At 53.6% G+C, this 19,807-nt stretch carries 18 protein-coding genes and 1 tRNA gene; 9 read left to right on the forward strand and 10 right to left on the reverse strand.

The features are described from left to right. Positions 1 to 6 precede the first annotated feature (6 nt). Together U5L07_08230 and U5L07_08235 are read right to left on the reverse strand one after the other, a co-directional pair. Entirely contained in the window at positions 7 to 2,130 is a 2,124-nt protein-coding gene (locus U5L07_08230) for a DEAD/DEAH box helicase (protein MDZ7831721.1), read from the reverse strand. Beyond that, a complete protein-coding gene (locus U5L07_08235) occupies positions 2,123 to 2,884 on the reverse strand; it encodes a carbon monoxide dehydrogenase accessory protein CooC (protein ID MDZ7831722.1) in 762 nt (253 codons plus the stop codon). The genes U5L07_08230 and U5L07_08235 overlap by 8 nt, the downstream gene beginning before the upstream one ends. 258 nt (positions 2,885 to 3,142) lie before the next feature. Here U5L07_08235 and U5L07_08240 point away from each other — a divergent pair, with 258 nt between their 5' ends. Both U5L07_08240 and U5L07_08245 read left to right on the forward strand, forming a co-directional pair. Continuing rightward, positions 3,143 to 5,146: a peptidase U32 family protein gene (locus tag U5L07_08240; GenBank protein MDZ7831723.1), complete on the forward strand. Its 2,004-nt coding sequence runs from the start codon at positions 3,143 to 3,145 to the stop codon at positions 5,144 to 5,146. Positions 5,147 to 5,405: 259 nt separating this feature from the next. Continuing rightward, complete coding sequence (locus U5L07_08245) at positions 5,406 to 5,936, forward strand: transposase (protein MDZ7831724.1); 531 nt, start codon at positions 5,406 to 5,408, stop codon at positions 5,934 to 5,936. Positions 5,937 to 6,078: 142 nt separating this feature from the next. Here U5L07_08245 and U5L07_08250 read toward each other — a convergent pair. Together U5L07_08250 and U5L07_08255 are read right to left on the reverse strand one after the other, a co-directional pair. Next, positions 6,079 to 6,155, reverse strand: a tRNA-Pro gene (locus tag U5L07_08250). A gap of 368 nt (positions 6,156 to 6,523) precedes the next feature. Then, on the reverse strand, positions 6,524 to 7,105 hold the full coding sequence (locus U5L07_08255; protein ID MDZ7831725.1) for a hypothetical protein: 582 nt from the start codon (positions 7,103 to 7,105) through the stop codon (positions 6,524 to 6,526). 212 nt (positions 7,106 to 7,317) lie between these two features. On the opposite strand from U5L07_08255, the gene U5L07_08260 reads away from it, so the two are divergent. Beyond that, positions 7,318 to 7,521, forward strand: a complete 204-nt coding sequence (locus U5L07_08260; GenBank protein ID MDZ7831726.1) for a zinc ribbon domain-containing protein — start codon at positions 7,318 to 7,320, stop codon at positions 7,519 to 7,521. A gap of 57 nt (positions 7,522 to 7,578) precedes the next feature. Here U5L07_08260 and U5L07_08265 read toward each other — a convergent pair whose 3' ends face one another. The 6 genes from U5L07_08265 to U5L07_08290 all read right to left on the reverse strand — a co-directional run bounded on the left by U5L07_08265 (position 7,579) and on the right by U5L07_08290 (position 15,460). Beyond that, positions 7,579 to 7,971, reverse strand: a complete 393-nt coding sequence (locus U5L07_08265; GenBank protein MDZ7831727.1) for a helix-turn-helix transcriptional regulator — start codon at positions 7,969 to 7,971, stop codon at positions 7,579 to 7,581. Positions 7,972 to 8,070: 99 nt separating this feature from the next. Next, the gene (locus U5L07_08270) at positions 8,071 to 8,763 is read right to left on the reverse strand and encodes a Crp/Fnr family transcriptional regulator (GenBank protein ID MDZ7831728.1); all 693 of its coding nucleotides are present in this window, start codon (positions 8,761 to 8,763) and stop codon (positions 8,071 to 8,073) included. Positions 8,764 to 8,767: 4 nt separating this feature from the next. Then, positions 8,768 to 8,899, reverse strand: coding sequence for a hypothetical protein (locus U5L07_08275; GenBank protein MDZ7831729.1), 132 nt, complete (start codon positions 8,897 to 8,899; stop codon positions 8,768 to 8,770). Positions 8,900 to 8,926: 27 nt separating this feature from the next. Then, a complete protein-coding gene (locus tag U5L07_08280) occupies positions 8,927 to 12,406 on the reverse strand; it encodes an efflux RND transporter permease subunit (protein ID MDZ7831730.1) in 3,480 nt (1,159 codons plus the stop codon). Beyond that, a complete protein-coding gene (locus U5L07_08285) occupies positions 12,403 to 13,887 on the reverse strand; it encodes an efflux RND transporter periplasmic adaptor subunit (protein MDZ7831731.1) in 1,485 nt (494 codons plus the stop codon). Before U5L07_08285 ends, U5L07_08280 begins: the two co-directional genes overlap by 4 nt. 250 nt (positions 13,888 to 14,137) lie before the next feature. Further along, complete coding sequence (locus tag U5L07_08290; GenBank protein MDZ7831732.1) at positions 14,138 to 15,460, reverse strand: TolC family protein; 1,323 nt, start codon at positions 15,458 to 15,460, stop codon at positions 14,138 to 14,140. A 318-nt stretch (positions 15,461 to 15,778) separates the two neighbouring features. Here U5L07_08290 and U5L07_08295 point away from each other — a divergent pair, with 318 nt between their 5' ends. The 6 genes from U5L07_08295 (at position 15,779) to U5L07_08320 (ending at position 19,650) form a co-directional block, all read left to right on the forward strand. Further along, a complete protein-coding gene (locus U5L07_08295) occupies positions 15,779 to 16,144 on the forward strand; it encodes a nucleotidyltransferase domain-containing protein (GenBank protein MDZ7831733.1) in 366 nt (121 codons plus the stop codon). 142 nt (positions 16,145 to 16,286) lie between these two features. Further along, positions 16,287 to 17,114 carry a 4Fe-4S binding protein gene (locus tag U5L07_08300; protein ID MDZ7831734.1) on the forward strand — a complete coding sequence of 276 codons (828 nt, stop codon included), beginning with the start codon at positions 16,287 to 16,289 and terminating at the stop codon, positions 17,112 to 17,114. Next, complete coding sequence (locus tag U5L07_08305) at positions 17,114 to 18,172, forward strand: hypothetical protein (GenBank protein ID MDZ7831735.1); 1,059 nt, start codon at positions 17,114 to 17,116, stop codon at positions 18,170 to 18,172. Before U5L07_08300 ends, U5L07_08305 begins: the two co-directional genes overlap by 1 nt. 159 nt (positions 18,173 to 18,331) lie before the next feature. Further along, positions 18,332 to 18,712: a translation initiation factor Sui1 gene (locus tag U5L07_08310; GenBank protein MDZ7831736.1), complete on the forward strand. Its 381-nt coding sequence runs from the start codon at positions 18,332 to 18,334 to the stop codon at positions 18,710 to 18,712. Between the two features lie 79 nt (positions 18,713 to 18,791). Beyond that, a complete protein-coding gene (locus U5L07_08315; GenBank protein MDZ7831737.1) occupies positions 18,792 to 19,235 on the forward strand; it encodes an alpha/beta hydrolase in 444 nt (147 codons plus the stop codon). Further along, positions 19,207 to 19,650, forward strand: coding sequence for an alpha/beta hydrolase (locus U5L07_08320; protein ID MDZ7831738.1), 444 nt, complete (start codon positions 19,207 to 19,209; stop codon positions 19,648 to 19,650). Before U5L07_08315 ends, U5L07_08320 begins: the two co-directional genes overlap by 29 nt. The last annotated feature ends 157 nt before the right edge of the window (positions 19,651 to 19,807 follow it).

Here is a 19,807-nt window from a genome sequence, read left to right on the forward strand (position 1 = left end):
GGGCCATTATAAATCATGTGTCGAAATCACCGGGTCCCTTAAAATGAGTTCAATGGCGGTAATTGCGGTTTCCGCGGCTTCAGGAAATACATGGCCGATATTTCGGATATGGCGGAGGTTATCCGCTGTCCGCAGGATGAGCATGGCCTGGTCGCCTTCGGCCATGCCCGAGATGTCCAGCACCTTCTCCCAGGGCACGCCCCGCGCCCACATGTACAGGGTCAACGCGGGCAGAAAATATAGGTCCGGGGCGTCAAAGCCGCTACGCAAGAGTTCAATTAAAAACGGATTCAGGCCCTGTTCAATCTGTTTGAACCGACTTAAAAGGGGTTTGGGGATCTCCGATGGTGGAATCGATTCATCATCGGTTTCCCGCTCATTGACAAATGAGGCCATGATGCCGGCCAGAATCGCCGGATCGGTATTCGGAAACAGCCCCAGACGGAAGCCCTCAGCTACCATCAGGGGGTGATCGATCCTGAGCTGCGAGGCCCACCGGCCATCCGCCGTGAGGCGGTCATCTTCTGTAACGTATTCTTTTTCTTTTAAAAAGTCAAGGTGCCGGAGGAACTCACGCCAGAGGATATCCGGATCGTCGCCGAAGATCCGGCGGAACTTTTTTTTGCGGCCCTTGGTGGTCAGCAGATAGGTGGCAAAGGACTTCTCCAATAGCAGCTTGGCCTCCCCCGGTGTGTGGGACAGCATCAGGTTTAAGACCATGGAGAAGTTGATTTTGATCTGGCTGTACACATCGGATGCCGGCGCATGGATGAGTTTGGCCACAAGGCGTGTGTCCATGAATTTGCCGGGGATCAATACCGCAAACCCGATATTGTCCATCCCCCGGCGGCCGGCCCGGCCGGTCATCTGATGAAATTCCGTGGGAGTCAGGGGAACAAACTCCCGGCCGTTGAACCGGTCGGAGTTCAAAAATGCGATGGTTCGGGCGGGAAAGTTGACGCCTGCGGCCACGGTGGAGGTGGCAAATACGGCATCCAAAAGGCCCTCGGTCATCAGGGTCTCGATCAAAAGCTTCCAGGCCGGAAGCTGGCCGCTGTGATGGGCGGCCACCCCCACGTATTTTAAATATTTCATTTGCTTGTGATCAGCCATACGGGGGGTGGCGGCGATCAATTCCTCAATCCGGCGCAGGCGCTCTTTTTTTCGCTCAGGATCATCATTGACCGCGGTTTTGGGGCACAGCGCCAGGGCGTTGTCGCAGTCCGCCCGGGATTTTAAAAAGAAAATGGCCGGCAGCAGCCGGTATTTGTTTAAGATCCGAAGGATCTCGCCCATCCTGGGCAGCTGGTTAAACTGGCTGAACCGAGCGGCCTGTTTGTTGTCGATGTATTTTAGGACTTTTTTATAAAGCAGAATATTGGATTTGCGGGATTTCTGCCCGGAAAGCAGCGGAAAAAGCGTGCCGGACGGGTGCATGAACAGGGGGTAGAGCGGCACCGGCCGCTGAGTCTCCTCCACCACATAGCAGGTCCGGCCCCGGATGGACTCCAGCCAGCCGGCGATCCGATCGGCGTTTCCGATGGTGGCGGACAGGAGCAGCATAGGAATTCGCACCGGCAGGTAAATCATGGTTTCTTCCCATACCACGCCCCGGTCCTCATCGCCTAAGTAATGGGCTTCATCCAGGATGACAAAATCCGTGTCCAGATCTTCGCCCCGGTGCATGGCATCATAGAGCTGGTTGCGCAGGATCTCCGTTGTACCCACAATAATCGGGGCATCGGTGTTCTCCTTGCGGTCGCCGGTCAGAATACCGATATTTGCCTCACCGAAAATCTTAGAAAATTCGCTGTATTTGGAGTTGGTCAAAGCTTTTAACGGCGAGGCATACCAGGCTTTTCCCTGTTGATCCAGCGTTCGCCGGATAACCTGCTCCGCAATCCATGTTTTACCGGCCCCGGTCGGGGCGGTGACCAGGCAGTCTCCGTGTTGGATGGCCTCCAGCGCTTCTTCCTGGAACGGGTCGGGCTGGAAAGGTTTTTGCTCCGGCACCCCGATGCCGGCAAATACGCTTTTAAGCTTGCCGTCTGCGCCGGGTTTAAGCTTGCCGGCCGTCGGTTTTTTGTTTTTATTGGGTTTTCGCCGGGGGCTTCGCTTGGGTTCAGTCATTTAGATGCTGTATGATATCGGCTATTTTTTCTTTGGATTCAGATTCAACGTCATAGGGGGATACGCCGTTTAGATCCGCTTCAATGAGCGCATCATCATAGGGCAGAAACCCCAGGAATTCAAAATCGGAAAGGTGGGTTTTAAGGTATTCTTCATCCTTTGGGCTGCGGATTTTGTTGCCCACCAGGGAGATGGCGTTTAAACCGATTTCTCCGGCAAGCGAGCGGATGTGGGTGGCCGTGTCAATGCTTCTCCGGCCCGGCTCAACCACCACCACCAGTTTATCCACCGCTTTGGCGGTGGCCCGGCCCAGGTGTTCGATCCCCGCCTCCATATCCATGATCACCATTTCATCCCGGGCCAGCACAATATGGGTGACAAGCGCTCTCAAAAGGGTGCTTTCCGGACAGATACAGCCGGAACCTCCCTTTTTAACGCCGCCCAGGCGCATGAGTTTGATGTTGCCGAGCTTGGCGGAGAGTGCCTCCGGCAGGTCGTCCACCTTGGGGTTTAATTTGAAAAATCCGCCGATGGAGCCGGGCTGGGCCTCGGTGCGCTCATAGACCAGATCCTTCATTTCCGAGATCGGCGTAATGGATTCGGCATTCTCGATGCCTACGGCGGAGGCGAGGTTTGCATCCGGATCCGCATCAATGGCCAGGACTTTCTTGTTGTTATCGTTAAACGCCCGTATCATCATGGCGGCAAATGTGGTTTTGCCCACCCCGCCCTTGCCGCTGACCGCTATTTTCATAATATATCCTTTCCTATCCCGTCTTACGCTTAATCTTACTCTTTATGATTTGAAAATATTGCTGTTATTCTTACTGCCATTAACTTTAGCCTTCCGCCACTGTCATTTCGAGGAGCGACAGTGACGGGAAATCTTAAAAAGTTACCCTGCTTCATAATTAGGATTGATTTTGAAATTTCAAGTATATATCATCATATCCGCGCCGGAGCAAGAAGATAATCAATTATTTAAATCAATTAAGTGAGTTTTGAATTTTTTATGACTGAATCCCAAGTTTCCAATGTCCCCGGTCGGCGGCCCGGCACCCCCGAAATCCTGGCCCCTGCCGGCAGCAAGGCGGCGTTTCTGGCCGCCCTTTCCGCTGAAGCGGACGCCATCTACTGCGGGTTAAAACAGTTCTCCGCCCGGATGGCGGCGGAGAACTTTACCATACCGGAGCTGGCCCGGCTTACGGGCCTTGCCCATGAGCGGAACACAGCCGTGTATGTGGCCATCAATACTCTGATCAAACCGGATGAACTCGACGATGCCGGCCGGCTGATCCAGCAGTTAAGCCGCCAGGTCCGGCCGGACGGGCTGATCATCCAGGACCTGGCGCTTCTGTCCCTGGCCCGCCAGGCCGGGTTTCGGGGCGAGATTCATCTCTCCACCATCGCCAATGTGAGTTTTCCCGGAGCCCTGGATATTATCCGGGGGCTGCCGGATATCAGCCGCGTGGTGCTGCCCCGGGAGCTAAGCATCGATGAAATCAAGGCAATGGCGGAAAATTGCGGCAATGATCTCTCCCTTGAAGTGTTTGTGCACGGGGCCCTCTGCTATGCGGTTTCCGGCAGATGCTACTGGAGCAGCTATCTGGGCGGGAAAAGCGGGCTTCGGGGAAGGTGCGTGCAGCCCTGCCGAAGGTTTTATGAGCAGGCCGGCGCGCGCCAAAAGTTTTTTTCCTGCCGGGATCTGTGGCTGGATGTGCTGGCCAAGCTGCTTGTGGAGATCCCCCAAATCTCCGCCTTAAAGATCGAGGGCCGGAAAAAGGGGCCGCACTATGTCTATTACACCACAGCCGCCTACCGGATGATCCGGGATTATCCCAATGACCGGGAGGCGAAAAAGGCGGTGTCCGAATACCTCGACTATGCCCTGGGCCGGAAAGGGACGCATTTTTATTTTCTGCCCCAGCGGCCGTTCTCACCCATTGATGTCGAGGACCACACCGGCTCCGGGTTGCTGGTGGGAAAAATCCAGGGGCCCAACAAGAAACCCTATCTTGAGCCGCGGATGGCCTTGTTCAACAATGATGTGCTGCGGATCGGCTATGAAGATGAGCCCTGGCACCGGATTTACCGGGTCAATAAAAATGTGCCCAAAAAGGGCAACCTGTACCTGAATTTCAGTGAAAAAGATCGTCCCAAAAATGCGACGGCAGTGTTTTTAATTGACCGCCGGGAAGGCGAACTCGATCAATCCATGGCCGAATTAGAAAACCAGCTGGAGCAGATCAGGGCGCCGGAGCCCCCAAAAACCCGTTTCCGGGCGGATCGGCCGCAGCGGGCCATCAAGCAGTTTCAGCCCTTTGATTTAACCGTTTACCGGGAAATGCCGGAGAAAAATCCGGACAAACAAGAGCATGTGGGCGTTTGGCTGTCTACTGAAGCCCCGGAAATTCAGATGACAGAGGACTATCGCGTCTGGTACTGGCTGCCCCCGGTGATCTGGCCGGATGAGGAAGCCGCGTTTGCGGCTTTAATCGATCAGGCCTTGAAGAATCGCTGCCGTAATTTTGTGCTGAATGCGCCCTGGCAGATCGCCTTTTTTCCGGATGATGCCAATCTGCGTTTGTGGGCCGGTCCGTTCTGCAATACGGCCAATGATCTGGCCGCTGAAGTGCTCTCCTTTATGGGGTTCTCCGGTGTCATCGTAAGCCCTGAACTTGGAAAAACCGACTATACCAAGCTTCCCGCCAAAAGCCCGCTGCCCTTAGGCATTGTGGTGTCCGGCAACTGGCCGCTTTGCATCTCGCGCAGTGTCTCCGATGCCATCGGCATGGAAAAACCCTTTGTCAGCCCCAAGGGCGAGCATGCCTGGATACGCAAATATGACAACAATTACTGGGTATATCCCAACTGGCCCATGGATTTGACCCCTGTCCGGGATCAGCTCAAAAAAATCGGCTACCGGGTATTTGTCCACCTCAAGGAACCCGTTCCGGACGCGGTTCAGATGAAAAAACGCCAGGGCTTGTGGAACTGGGATATCGGGCTGAAATAGAAGGGTAGGTGGCCGATTCCTTTAAGCTCCTGTAGGCCGGTTTTGCATACCCGGCTTATAAAAAAGACCGATTCCTTTAAGTCCCACTTTGATAAAGGGGGATTTAGGGGGGGGGTCCATCATTACTCGCTCCCACGCAAAGCGTGGGAGCGAATGGGGAAAATTTTTACTCGTTTACTCGTTCCCACGCTTTGCGTGGGAATGAATCCCGGACGCTTTGCGTCCCCCCTCAGCATCAAACATCCTGGGAAAAAGAAAAATGGGCAGAAGCCGTTACAAAATTATTGAAATGAACAGGCCCCATTTTGTCACCTGTACAACGATCCAATGGCTGCCGTTGTTCAGCAGCCCCACGGTTGTCCGCTTCTTGTTGGATTCCCTTTCATTTTTACAGGACCAGAGCCGGATAATCATCTATGCCTATGTTATTATGGAAAATCATATCCACCTGATCCTGTCTTCCGGCAGATTGAACAAAGAAATTGCTATATTCAAATCCTACACCGCCAGACAGATCATTGATTTTCTGGAGGAAAGACACGCAAGCCACATTCTTAAAACGCTGCAATACCATAAGCTTGCGCATAAAAAGGACCGCCAGTACCAAGTATGGCAGGAAGGCAGTCATCCGCAGGCCATTATAAACGAAGAAATGATGCTTCAAAAAATTGAATACATACATTATAACCCGGTTAAACGCGGGTATGTGGACGCCCCGGAACATTGGAGATATTCGAGCGCGCGCAATTATGCGGGTGGGGAGGGGTTGCTGGAGATTGCGCGTTTTTAGCATGGATTGCGCCGGGTTTTGGACGCAAAGCGTCAAAAATGCGTTCCCACGCAAAGCGTGGGAACGAGTGGGGAAATGGCCCCCCAAGCGAAAAATGACATAAAAAAAGGGTTATGGCATGGCCATAACCCTTTGAATTTTTTGGTCGGGGCGAGAGGATTTGAACCTCCGACTCCTTGCACCCCATGCAAGTGCGCTACCAGGCTGCGCTACACCCCGACTTGATTTAACGCATAGCAATTAGCACGGCCCATTTTGGATGTCAAGACTGAAGTGACCGTGTGTCACATGGGCGGTGCGGCTGATGGGCGGAATCAATTGAGGATCATGTTCAGGTCTGGAGCTCTACGATGTCTCCGTCATGCAGGAGGTAGTCGCGCTGGTCTCTATAATAATCCGGGGGCAGGTTAGTCGGCATTTTTTGAGCCTGTTAGGACTGACGGCTTCGTAAAAAGTCCAATATCTGTGTTGCGCTGCATCCCTCGAAATTTCACATACTCCTATGTACGCTGCATTTCTCGGGATTTGCGCGCCTTGATCTTGAACTTTTTTCTTTGCCGTCTCAAAATTGACTTTTTACGACTCCATCAAGACTGGTTTAAATGAAAATTTTCCTCTAAAGCCGTTATCACATCACAATTATCCGGCACCGGCGCAACAATCCAGAGTTTTTTTAAACTGTTGAATTCATTCTGCGCCAGCACCCGGCTTAACAGCTGCGCAAAACGGCTGCAGGGCAGACGGCCGTGCCGGGTGGCTAGCGGTGGTATGGCCAGGGACTGGATGCCCCGGCGTTCAACTTCCCGGAATACCCCATGGAGGGCTTTTTCCACCCATTTGCCCCGGCATGTGGGCTCCTGGTTGACGTCATGGACTACGGCCAGAAGTTTAAGCGGCGTTCCCGCCTTGACAATGACGCTGCCGATTTTTTTGGGTTCAAATGATTCGAGTTCGGCCATCAGGCGGATGGGATGGATATCCGGCGGCACCTCTTCCGGATCCGCGCTCATGATCAGAAACGTATCCTCTTCATAGGTCATGGCATCCACGGAAAAAGGCGGAGCCTCTTCCGGTGCCGCAACAATGCGGATCGGTCCATATTCGGCGGCCCGGTGCAGCCCCCCGGGGATGACGCGAAATGCCGGTTTTTTTTGGCCATTATTATTCATCGGGATTGTATTCACTTCTCTCAAAATTTGTTTGTCCGCTGACGCCCTCATATCATTTTTTCAAGGGGTATTTACCAATATAACAGCCGAGCGGCCGGATTCAAATGTTGGATGACGGCGCCATGCCTTGACTTTTTGCCGGAATATTTTATTTTTAAAACTTAACAGTCTCGTAGGTGAAACTGATACATTTTTAATATAAGGAACTTGTTATGCCGATTTATGAGTTTGTTTGCAAAGATTGTCACCATGAATTTGAAACCCTGGTATCCATTTCTGATAAAGACCGACCTCAGTGCCCAAAATGCAATTCCGGGCAGGTTAAGAAAAAACTTTCCGCCTGCGGCATCCGGCCCCACGGCATCCCGGCGGGTGCGGGCGGTTTTACCCCGCCGGCCTGTTCCACCAGCGGGTGAGCGACGAACTAGCCTGCTTCTGGAAGAAGCAGAAATCGATGGAATAAAAGGGAAAATTTAGGGCATGAGCGCGTTTTTCAGGACCGCGGGAAAGGCTTTGCAGTTTCTGCACATTTTAATTTTTTCCGTCCAGTTGGCCTGAACGGTGCCGCTGCAGATGGTGCCGTTGATAAACCAGCAGAGCATGCCGGCTTTGAACTCCCAGGCCGGGCAGTTCAATTTGCAGGTGTCCGGGCAGCCGATGATTTTCCAGCAGGGCTTGCCGTTTACCCAATCGCCTTTTTTGAGAAACAGCAGAAACAGTGCCTGGCGCTCGGCATGGACGGGGATATGGCGCCAGCCCTGCTCATAGCTGCGTACGGCTTTAACGGAGCCGCCCAGCAGCGAAGCCATTTCCTGCTGGGTTTTTCCCAGTTCTTTGCGTATTCCGGTAAATTCTTCTGATACCAATTCTATCGACCCGTTCGGTTTTTCCTTTCTTTCTGCTTAGACTGTTCAGATAATTTTTTCAACCGGAATCCGGAGTTGATTGCCGGGGCGGTTGAACGCCTATATGCCGTTTTCGTCGAGTCGTCCGGATTCAGCCAGGATTTCAAGGCCCTCAAAGTCTAAAATTTTTATCTCCCGGCCGTTTACCTGGATAAGCCCCTGTTCGCTCATTTTTTTGAGAATCCGGGACAGGGTTTCGGGAATTGTCCCCAGAAAACTGGCCAGATGGCCCTTGGAGATATGCAGGGTGACGTTGGATTGACTCTGCTGCTCTTCGGAAAGCAGCAGCAGGTAGCCGGCCAGCCGGCCGGGGACTTCTTTTAAGGAGAGGTTCTCGATCTGCACGGTAAACTGCCTCAGCCGCTTGGAGAGCACGGCCAGCATGTTCAAGGCCAGCGTGGGATCTTCGTTGATCAGCGCAATAAACCGCTCCCTGGGGAAAAACAGCACGCGGCATCGCTTGACGGCCTCGGCAGAGGCCGGGAATACATCGCCCGAAAATACCGGCACCTCGCCGAACGGCTCGCCCGGGCCGAAAATGTGGAGGATGTGTTCTTTTCCCTCCATGGAGAGTTTGTAGATTTTGATCTGCCCCTCGACCACGATATAGAATCCGCTGCCCGGGTCCCCTTCTGAGAATATGTGCTCCCCTTTTTCCAGCGTTTTTTTGACGGCAATTTTAAGCACCGCATCCAGGTGATGCGCCGGCAGATCTTTAAACAGAATCGATTGGGCGGCAATGGTTTTGTTCATGGCATTATTCTATTGTGTATTTGAATCCGTCAATGAGCTTTACCTCTCCGAAAACTGCTTTTGATTTAATGGTATAGCCGCCTTTTTCGGATAAATCAAGATCTGCGCCGAATCCGCCGGCTATGGCCATGGCCATGGCCTTTTGCGTCTCGCCGTCCGGCGCTTAATCTGTTTTCCGCCGCATCTCCCAGCGCTTCCACAAATCATATACCGCCGGAATAATAATCAATGTGAGAATGGCCGAGGAGATCAATCCCCCCACCATGGGCGCGGCAATCCGTTTCATCACCCGCACGCCGGTTTCTGTTCCGATCATTATCGGCAGCAGGGCGATCAGGGTGGTGGCCACGGTCATCAGCTTGGGGCGCACCCGTTCCACGGCCCCTTCAATGACAGCCCTGTTTAGGTCCTTGAAGGTGTTCATTTGACCGGCGTCCCGGCGGCGGGCATACGCCTCGTCCAGGTACACCAGCATGACCACGCCGGTCTCCGCGGCCAGCCCCGCAAGCGCGATAAAGCCCACCACCACGGCCACGGACAGATTATAATCAAGGATGTAGAGCAGCCAGATGCCGCCCACCAGGGCAAACGGGATGCTGGCCATCACGATGGCCGCCTCGGCCACGTTGTGAAAATGAACATAGAGCAGAATAAATATCAGCAGAATGGTCAGCGGCACAATGACGTTTAAGGTGCTCCGGGCCTCCTGCATATACTCGAACTGCCCGGACCAGGCCAGGGAATAGCCGGTGGGCATGTCGATTTGCTCCCGGACCACGTTTTTGGCATTATTGACGTATGTGCCCACATCCACACCTTTTAAATCCACATAGATCCATGCGGTTTTTCGGGCGTTTTCGCTTTTGATCATGGGCGGCCCCTTTTTAATGGACAGATCGGCTAATTGGGCGAGCGGCACATGGGCGCCTGTGGGCGTTGCCACCAGTACGCGCTTTAAGCGCTGTATATTATCGCGCAGTTCCCGCTTGTAACGCAGGTTGACCGGGTAGCGCTCCAGCCCCTCCACCGTGTAGGTGACATTCATGCCGCCCACCGCGCTCATGATCACCTCCTGGACGTCGTCGACCGTCAGGCCGTATCGGGCGATTTCATGCCGGCGGATATCAAAGTCCAGGTAGTTGCCGCCGGTGACGCGCTCGGAGTAGACCGACAGCGTGCCCGGGAGCTCTCTGACAACAGATTCGATTTCGGTGCCGAGGTCGTTTAAAACCGAAAGATCCGGGCCCATCAGTTTGATGCCCACCGGTGTTTTGATGCCGGTGGAGAGCATATCAATCCGGGTTTTGATGGGCATGGTCCAGGAATTGGTCAGCCCCGGAAACTGAATGGCGGCATCCAGGTCGTCTGAGAGCTCTTCAATGGTCAGATAGCGCTCTTCCGGCAATATCCGGGCAAGCGGGGCTTTGAGCCACCCCGGCCAGCCCGAGAAAAACCGATCCACTTTGGTTTTCCGCCATTCATGGGAAATTTCGCCTTTAACGGTCTCCGGCCAGATCCAGTAAAACGGAAAATGGGCCCATTCCGGCCAGTCTGAATAAAATCGCTCGACCTGGCGTGTTTCATATTCTACCTTGGGCCGCAGCATAATGGTGGTCTCGATCATGGTGAGCGGCGCGGGGTCGGTGGCGGTCTCGGCCCGGCCGATTTTGCCGTGAACGGATTTGACTTCCGGGAATTTGGCAATAATCTTGTCGGTCTGCTGCAGCAGCTCCCGGGCTTTTGTAATGGATATCCCCGGCAGCGTTGTGGGCATGTAAAGCAGATCCCCCTCGTTTAACGGCGGCATGAACTCGCTGCCCAGGTCTCTGGCGGGGAAATAGGTGCCGGCCATGATCAGGACGGCGATCAGTATGGTGGTTTTCCGCCAGTTAAGGATGGTCCGGATCACGGGCCGGTAAAGGTTTACGAAAAACCGGCTGATCGGATTTTTCCCCTCCGGCCGGATGCGCTGGGGAAACAGGCAGAGCAGCGCAAAGACCGAAACGCCGATGCCTGCTGCCAGGCTCCATCTTGGCAGGTCAAGGCCTGCGATACCCCCGGCAATTACCAGCACGACCGGACCGGCCACGGCCGCCAGCCAGATGCCAACCCGCCGCTTGCGGGAAGGAACCGGCGCCAGGGGCTTTTCTGTGATAAAAAAGGTCATCAGTACGGGAATAATGGTTATGGCCAGAATTGAAGAGGCGGCCATGGCAAAGGTCTTGGTAAAGGCAAGCGGCATAAACATCCGCCCGGATTGGCCGGTCAGGGAAAACACCGGCAGAAATGATACCGTGATGATCAGCAGGCTGTAGAAAAGCGCCGGCCCCACCTCCTTTGCGGCATCGGAGATGATCTGGGCGAGCGGTTTTTTGCCGCGGTCCCGCTCCAGGTGTTTGTGGGCGTTTTCAACCATCACGACAGAGGCGTCAACCATAACGCCGATGGCGATGGCGATGCCGCCGAGGCTCATGATATTGGCGTTGATTCCCAGGGGATACATGATCAGAAACGAGGCCAGCACCCCCACCGGCAGGGTGAAGAGGGCCACAAAGGCGGATCGGAAATGCAGCAGAAAAATGACACAGATAATGGCCACCACCGCCATTTCCTCGATCAGCTTTTTCTGGAGCGTGTGGATGGAGCGCTCGATCAGTCCGGAGCGGTCATAGCCGGTTTCAATGGTAACGCCTTCCGGCAGCCCCTGCTTGAGAGCATTTAACTTTTCCTTGACCCGGCGGATGGTTTCCAGTGCGTTTTCCCCGTAGCGCATCACCACGATGCCGCCCGCGGTCTCGCCCTTGCCGTTCCAATCCAGCAAACCCCGCCTGAGTTCCGGACCTTCGTGGACGCTTGCGATATTTTTGAGCAGGATGGGCGTGCCTTTGGCGTCAACCCCCACGGCGATTTCTTCAATATCGGCGATTGACTTGATATAGCCCAGGCCCCGCACCATGAATTCGGTTTCGGCCATTTCGATAACCCGGCCGCCGACATCTTTGTTGGATTCCTGGATGGCCCGGCGGACGTGCTGGATGGGCATATCATAGGCCAGCAGTTTGTTGGGGGCCACCTCCACCTGGTACTGCTTGACAAAGCCCCCGATGCTGGCGACTTCAGCCACCCCCTGGACGGCCATGAGTTCGTATTTGAGATACCAGTCCTGGATGCTGCGCAGCTCGGACAGATCATGTTCACCGGTGGTGTCTTTTAGCACGTACTCGTAAACCCAGCCCACACCGGTGGCATCCGGCCCCAGGCGGGGGGTGACCCCTTCGGGCAGCCGGGCCGCGGCCCCGTTTAAATATTCAAGCACCCGGGATCTGGCCCAGTAAAGGTCGGTGCCGTCCTCGAAAATGATATAGACAAAGGATAATCCGAAAAAGGAATAGCCCCGCACGGTTTTGGCATAGGGGACGCTTAACATGGTGGTGGTCAGGGGATAGGTCACCTGGTCTTCCACCACCCGGGGCGCCTGGCCCGGGTAGTCCGTTTGGATGATCACCTGGACGTCTGATAAATCCGGTATCGCATCCAGGGGGATCGATTTTATGGCCAGGATCCCGCCGGCAATCACAGAAAGTGTCGCCAGGATGACCATGAACTTGTTTCTAATGGACCAGTCGATGATTTTTTCGATCATTTTTCAATGCCTTCCAGTTCTTCGAAAAAATCCGTTTCATCTTCGGATTCACCCTGTGTTTTTGAAGCTTTTTCGTCTTCCGGCGGGGTCATTTTCTGGACCGATTCATTGAGTTTGGATTCCGAGTCAAGCAGGAACTGCCCGGAGGTGACAACGGTCTCTCCCGTGGCCACGCCCTTTAAGACCTGGACCATGCCGCCGTCAAGCGGCATGCCGAGCGTTACCTCCCGGGGGGTGAACTCCCCCGGCGCACGCCGGATAAATACCAGGTTCCGCTCCCCCGTGCGGAGAACCGATCGAACGGGGATTTTGATGCCGGTCTCCCCCATGCTTGTCCGGATTTTAACATCCGCGTACATGTCCGGCTTAAGTTCCAGTTCCGGATTGTCAAATTCGAGGCGCACCACCACGTCCCGGGTTTTGCGCTGCAGATAGGGGTACACATAGGATACTGTCCCGAAATAGTGTTTTCCCGGCAGGTAGGGCAGGGTCATTTCCACGGACTGGCCTTTTTGGACGGCTGCCAGTTCATATTCGTATATATGGGCCTCCACCCAGACCCTTGAGAGGTCGGCAAGTTCATACACCGTGGTGCCGGATTGGACATATGCGCCCTCGAAAGCATTTTTTTCCGTCACCACGCCTGAAAACGGCGAGCGGATGGTCAGGGCCTGCCGGATGGCCCCGCTTTTTTCGATTTCGGAAATTTCTGTTTCGGCAATATCATAATAGCCCAGGCGGCGGCGCACCGAATCGAGCACCTTTTTGTTAGTTTCTGACGGACGGTCTTGATAATTGCGGTATGCTTCGATCAGGTCCTGCTGGGCGGTAATCAGCTCCGGGGAATAAATATCGAACAGGGGTTGGCCCTTTTCAACCATTTCTCCTGTAAAATTCACATGCAGCTTTTCCAGCCACCCGCTGAATTTTAAATTGACACGGGTCATTCGGGTCTCATCATAGGTGATATGCCCGTATGTCCGGATGGTATGGGTCAAGGGCCCCCGCTTAACCTTGGCCGTGCGGATGCCCATGTTGAGTTCCACCACCGGGTCGATGGAAATGTTGACGCCGCCCACCAGTTCGTCCTCGTAGACCGGGACCAGGTCCATGCCCATGGCGCTTTTGCCCGGTTCGTCATACGTTTCTTGAGGGTTCATGGGCGCTCGCCAATAGGCGACCTCCCGTTCTTCATCGCTTTTTTCGGCTTTTTTGTCTTTTCTCTTCGGCACCAGCTTCATGCCGCAGATGGGGCAGTTGCCCGGTTCCTCTTGAATAATTTGCGGGTGCATGCCGCAGGTGTAAAGGGTTTCGTCTTCTGCCGGCATCGTCATGTCGGTTGCAACTGTTTTCTCCGGCGGGCCGAGGTAGCCGGCATACCAAGCCGCAGAGCCCGCGACCAGCAGTGTAATTGCTGCGGTGGCAACGATAGTGAGCACCGATGTTCGCCCGGTTTGATTATGAAATTGGTTGATATTCATTAAAAATTCCTTCTTCTTCTAAGTAACTTAATCGTACTCAGTCCCGCGCAAACGGGACGGTTCTCGTACTCGTAATCGTACTCGAAAAAATCAAAAGCCGATTACGAGTACGAGCACGAGTACGAGGCATTAGGTTAATTAGATCAATAATTTAGGGTCGGCACGGTGGCCGCCCCTACGATGGATCGGGTTTTTCCCCATTCGTAGGGCGGGCCACCGTGCCCGCCTGAACAATAGATAGCCAAATGCCCTATGGTGTTCGTCCTTCCTTCAACGGCCGCCCGACTAATGCCTCCAATGCCGCTCGTTTCTGATAAATGGTAAACTTCAGCCGGCTGGCGTCGCGTTCATACCGCAGCAGCCGGATTCGTGCGTCGATCATGGTATCGAACGGCACCTTGCCCACCTCGTAGGCATCAAGTGCCGAGCGCGCCCATTGCTCCGCCTGGGGGATCAGTTCATCATGATAAAGCTGATGCCGCTGCCGGGTATCTTCAATTTCCGAGACCAGGGTATTGATCTGGTGCGGCAGTCGTCGTCTCAGATCCGTATACCGGTTTTCGGCCGATCGCAGCTGGTGACTGGCCGCAGCGACGTCCCTGGACTGCTTGGTCCGGTGCCACAGGGGAACGTCCATCATCACGGAGGCCGAGAAAAAATCGGGCAGATCTCTTCCGGTAAAGTCCTCGTCCCGCTGGCCATAAGCCAGGCGAAAATTGAAGTCCGGAAAATATTCTTTTTCCGCCAGTTTAATTTCCGCCCGGGCGCGGTCTGTACCGGATTTAAGTCCTTCCAGCTCCGGATTGGCGGAAAAGGCGGCCTGTTTCAGTTGACTGATGTTTAAATTGAAATCCGGCTGCGGCAGTTTAGCCGGCGGATCAACGGGGCGGTATGCTTCCCGGTTCAGCAGGGCATTTATGCGGTTGGCCAGTGTTTTGCGCCGGTTTTCAAGCATAATGGCTTCATCGCGAAGCCGGCTTAGCTCCACATCCGCCTGAAAAATATTCTGCTGAAGTCCCTTGCCCACCGCATAATTATTTTCAGCATCCCGCCGGATCCGCCGGACCATCTCCATGAGTTTGGCGTTTATTCCCTGGCTTTGCGCCACGTATCCGATTTCATAATAGGCCTCCGCAATGTCTCGGGCCAGCGAAAGCCTGGCGGATGCCAGGTTGGCTGCTTTTTTTCGAGCGTTTTGCGCCATTGTTTCGGATTTAAGATCCAGCTTGGAAAGCCAGGGCACGGTCTGCTCCACCGCGATTTGCTTCTGCGTCATGCCTTCCTCGTCAAACCGAAAAGAATCGGTCGGCATATTCAATGCCGCTATGCCGACTTTCGGATCCGGCAGGGCACCTGAGGATTCAATTCTTTCCCCAAAAGCTTTGACCTCGGCTTCAAGCGCCTGAATGGATTGATTGTTGGCTAAACCTTCTGCAATGATTCGGGCAAGTTCGGGCTTGGCGGATAAGGGCAATGGCGCTGCTGTTTCCCCTGCAGCCAGGGCGCCAAAGTTGTGCCATATCAAAACGATGACAGTAAGCCTTAAAATATGTCTTAGGGACCTGTTGAACATAAACTTATCCTTCCTATATTCAACCTGAATTGAGGTTCAACCAACGCCGGCCTTTTATAGGTGTCTGTTATGCCCGGGAAGGCTTGACTTTAGGGTTGATGACTTATTATTTGAAGACCTATAATTTAGTAATAAGCATAAATGAATAGATATCCACAGGCTGTTGTTGGGTTAACTTTTTTCAAGATTTAAAAGAAATCCTCGAGCCTCCGTATAAGACAATAACTTTATTGAAAAAACATTTTTAACCTGTTAAAAATATTTATATGCTTATGGTTGAAATAACACACTGATGAACCGTTAAAGGGCACGATATATATGACAAAGGTTAAAGCACAGCAATATGCAACATATTGGAATAAATATTATCTGGAGAGCAAAAAGAAAGAAGATGCCCGACGTATGCGTTTTCGGGAGTCTGCTCTCGATATTGCCCGAAGGCTCTGCGAGGACCATGGTGCAAGCAAGGTCCTGCTGTTTGGTTCGGTGATAGACTCTTACTGGCTGCCGGACGATATTGATTTGGCGGTTGAGGGCCTAAGCGATGAAGATTTTTATAAGGCTGTATTTGATGTTCAGGGAATTGCTGATTGCCGGGTTGATGTGGTAGCGATAGAAGATTTGCCGGCACGTTTCAGGCAACATATATATGAAACGGGTGAAATTCTGTATGAATCCTCCTGATCGTATTTGAGATTCCATCCCATCCCATCCCATCCATCTTTCATATTCTGACTATGCCCGCTTTTTTTGATTTAAGTCAACCAAACGCTTATCTATTTCATTTAGTATCCAACAGAATCAAAACAGAAACAAGGGACAAAATATGAGATGGTTGCCGGAAGCAGACGCGGCAATTAAAAAAGCCCCGTTTTTTGTCCGGAAAAAGGCCCGGCAGCGGGTGGAGGAACGGGTGGCGGCCGAGGGCCGGGATGGGGTAACTGCGGCAGATGTCCATGCCGCCAAAAAGCGGTTTTTAAACCGGATGGACGAAGAGGTGAAGGGTTATCAGGTGGATGCCTGCTTCGGCCCCGAGGGATGTCCCAACCGGGCTGTTGAGAATGACGGTTTGGCTGAATCCATTGAATCGGTCCTGGCCGCGGAAGATTTGCGGGGATTTTTAAAACAGACGGTGGGCGGCCCTTTGAAGTTTCACCATGAATTCCGGGTCACCCTGGCAGACTGCCCGAATGCCTGCTCCCAGCCGCAGATAAAAGATATCGGGATTATCGGCGCGGCAGAGCCCGGAAAAACAGATGAACCCTGCAGCGAGTGCGGGGCCTGCCAGGATATTTGCCGAGAGGCGGCCGTAACCCTGGATCCTGACCTGGGCGGCCCGGTATTTGACCGGGAGCGCTGCGTTTACTGCGGGCAGTGCATTAAAGCCTGTCCCACCGGCACCATCACCTGCGAGAGGCGGGGGTATCGCATTCTCATCGGCGGCAAACTCGGCCGGCACCCCCGGCTTGCCAGGGAACTTCCGGGTGTCTATGATGCAGACACCGTGATTCATCTGGTCAAGTGGTGTGTCAAATATTATAAACATCACAGCAGCGGCGGCACCCGGTTTGCCGCGCTTGTGGAAAATGCCGGGCCGGATTTCTTTGACGACCTGCAGGCCGCAGCTTATGCTTATAAGAAAAGGAGCAATTAATGCCTATTCCCGGAAATTTACTGACAACCGCCATGGCGGTGATGCCGCATACCGATGCCGACCGGGCGCTTGAGGTGGCGGCCACCATGGATATCCCGTTCTGGCCGCAGCTGCCGAGGCTTTCCTATTATGAGGACATGTACGTCCAGGCGGCCGAGCATTTTCCCGGTATTGTGCTGGATGTGGAAAACCAGAAGCTCTCCTTTTCCACGGATAAGTTCATGGATGAGCTGGAATCGGCCATGGCCGGATTTGAAGATCCGGACATGTTCGATGTGAGCCGGGATTATTCAGCGGTTTATCATAAGTTTCTGGATATGGACCTTGCGGGCCGGCCGGCCATCCGCGGACAGCTCGAGGGGCCGATCAGCTTCGGGTTTAACATCAATGATGAAAACGACCGGTCCATATTATTCAATGACACGGTGCGGCCCTTTATGTTCGAATTCATGGCCCGCCGCGTCAACGTCCAGCTTGAGCGCTTAAAGCAGAAAAACGAAAACGCGTTTATGTTTGTGGATGAACCGGGCTTGCAGTTTTTATTTTCAGCCCTGTCCGGCTATGGCGATGTGCAGGCAAAGCAGGACATGGAGATGTTTTTTTCAATGATCGAACGTCCCCGCGGGGTCCACCTCTGCGGCAACCCGGACTGGGATTTTCTCTTGAACCTGGACATAGACATTCTATCCATGGATATCTATACCAATCGGGATGTGTTTGCCGCTTACAGCCAGTCCATCAAACGGTTCCTGAAAAAAGGCAATACCCTGGTCTGGGGCATTGTGCCGACCAATATCGAGCCGTATGAAAAGGAATCCCTTCAAACCCTTCGCGACCAGCTCGAAGATGTCTGGTCACGGCTTGATGCCGCAGGGGTTGACCGGGATCTCCTCCTTTCGCAGAGTTTGATCTCACCGGCTACCTGCTGCCTGGTGAATCCGGATTTTGAAAAAACCGTGGAAAAGGGATTTCAGACCGTAAAACGCCTTTCCGAAACCCTTCGCGCGGATTATGGCTTAGACGGCAGAGGAAATGATGAAACCGGAGATTTGCCGTAAATCCGCCCGCCACCTCCCATTTTTTTTCGGATAAACCAATTTAATTATCGCTGGTCTATGGCAATGCCGCCGATTCTGATTAAATTTTATTAAGAAGGCCCATTTATAAGCCGCCCCCTATGATGTCAATGATTCGGGGAAATTTCCCATGAAGGCGCTATGGAGAATAAAAATATGAGCCAAAGCCCGGATGCCAGCAGCCGCCTTGTCTATTCATCGGAAAGCGGCGGGATGTGTCCGCAATGCAATAAGCCGCTTAAAAAATGTGCGTGCGGCCACGATAAGGCCGTATCCGCCGGGGACGGCATCGTCCGGGTCAGCCGGGAAACCAAGGGACGCAAGGGCAAAGGGGTGACCCTGATAACCGGACTCCCCCTTGATGCGGAGCCGCTCAAGCAGCTTGGCAAACAGCTTAAGGCCAAATGCGGCTGCGGCGGCACGGTTAAAAACGGAATTATTGAAATCCAGGGCGATCACCGCGATCTGGTAGTTAAAGAACTAAAGCAGCAGGGCTTTACCGTAAAACGCGCCGGCGGTTGAAACAGTCCACCGATCCCCATCCCTCTCATCGTTCGCGGAAAGCCGTAAATTTTTCCATCCATTTATAAAAGGGGGAGCCATGCCCTATTTTAAAAGAGGCAATGCAGATATTTATTTTCTGGAGCAGGGAAATGGGTTTCCGGTTATCGCCATCCACGGGCTGATTGAAAACACCGCCTATTGGCGCCTGCGGGGAGTGACCGACCGGCTGGCCCATGAATTTCAGGTGGTTTCCATGGATATGCGGGCCCACGGCAATACCAAGGTCAGCGGTGACCCGCCCGGCTATGATGCCGAAACAGTGGGGGAAGACATTCTGGCCCTTGCCGACAAGCTGGGGTTTGACCGGTTTCACCTCCTGACCCATTCAACCGGCGGATTCGCCGCCGTCCGCCAGGCCATGAAGGATTTCAAGCCGCTTCGCCTCCCTGATTCTGACGGATACCGGCTCCGCCACGTCGCCCATTCCCGGAAACCAGGATCGCATTCGCAAGTTGAACGAGGCCTATGCGCGAACGTTTGAAAACTATTCGTGGGAGGAGATCTTTGAGGGCCTCAAGTCCAAGCCGGGCCCGTTTTTCCGCGGTATTATGGAGGCGGATGCCTCGGATGAATTGCTTGCGGCCGCCTTTGAAATGGCCAAACAGAACAACCGCCATGAGATTGCTAATTTTGTCCGGAACTTTTACACGGACCCGGATCCCTGCAAGGAGGCCCTTGGGCAGATTGACTGCCCCACGCTCATTATTTATGGAGAAAAGGATGATATGTTCATCGAATCGAGCCACTTGATGGCCGAGCACATTCCCGGCGCCCAGCTGGTGAGATATGACGGGGTCGGCCACATGACCGCCATTGAAGCTCCGGATCGGCTGGCCTCGGATATCCTGGCCTTCTGCCGGGAATCAAGGGGCCGTGCTTATGGGGCCGCCCTATGACCGGGGCATTGCATCCTTCTAAGTAACTTATCGGATTTTAGGTTTTGGGTATTAGGTATTAGGTTAATGAAATAAAGAATTTATGGTCGGCACGGTGGCCGACCCTACGATGAATCGGGTTTTTCCCCATGCGTAGGGCGGGCCACCGTGCCCGCCG

The sequence above is a fragment of the Desulfobacterales bacterium genome, from assembly GCA_034520365.1.
Taxonomy (GTDB): domain Bacteria; phylum Desulfobacterota; class Desulfobacteria; order Desulfobacterales; family Desulfosalsimonadaceae; genus M55B175.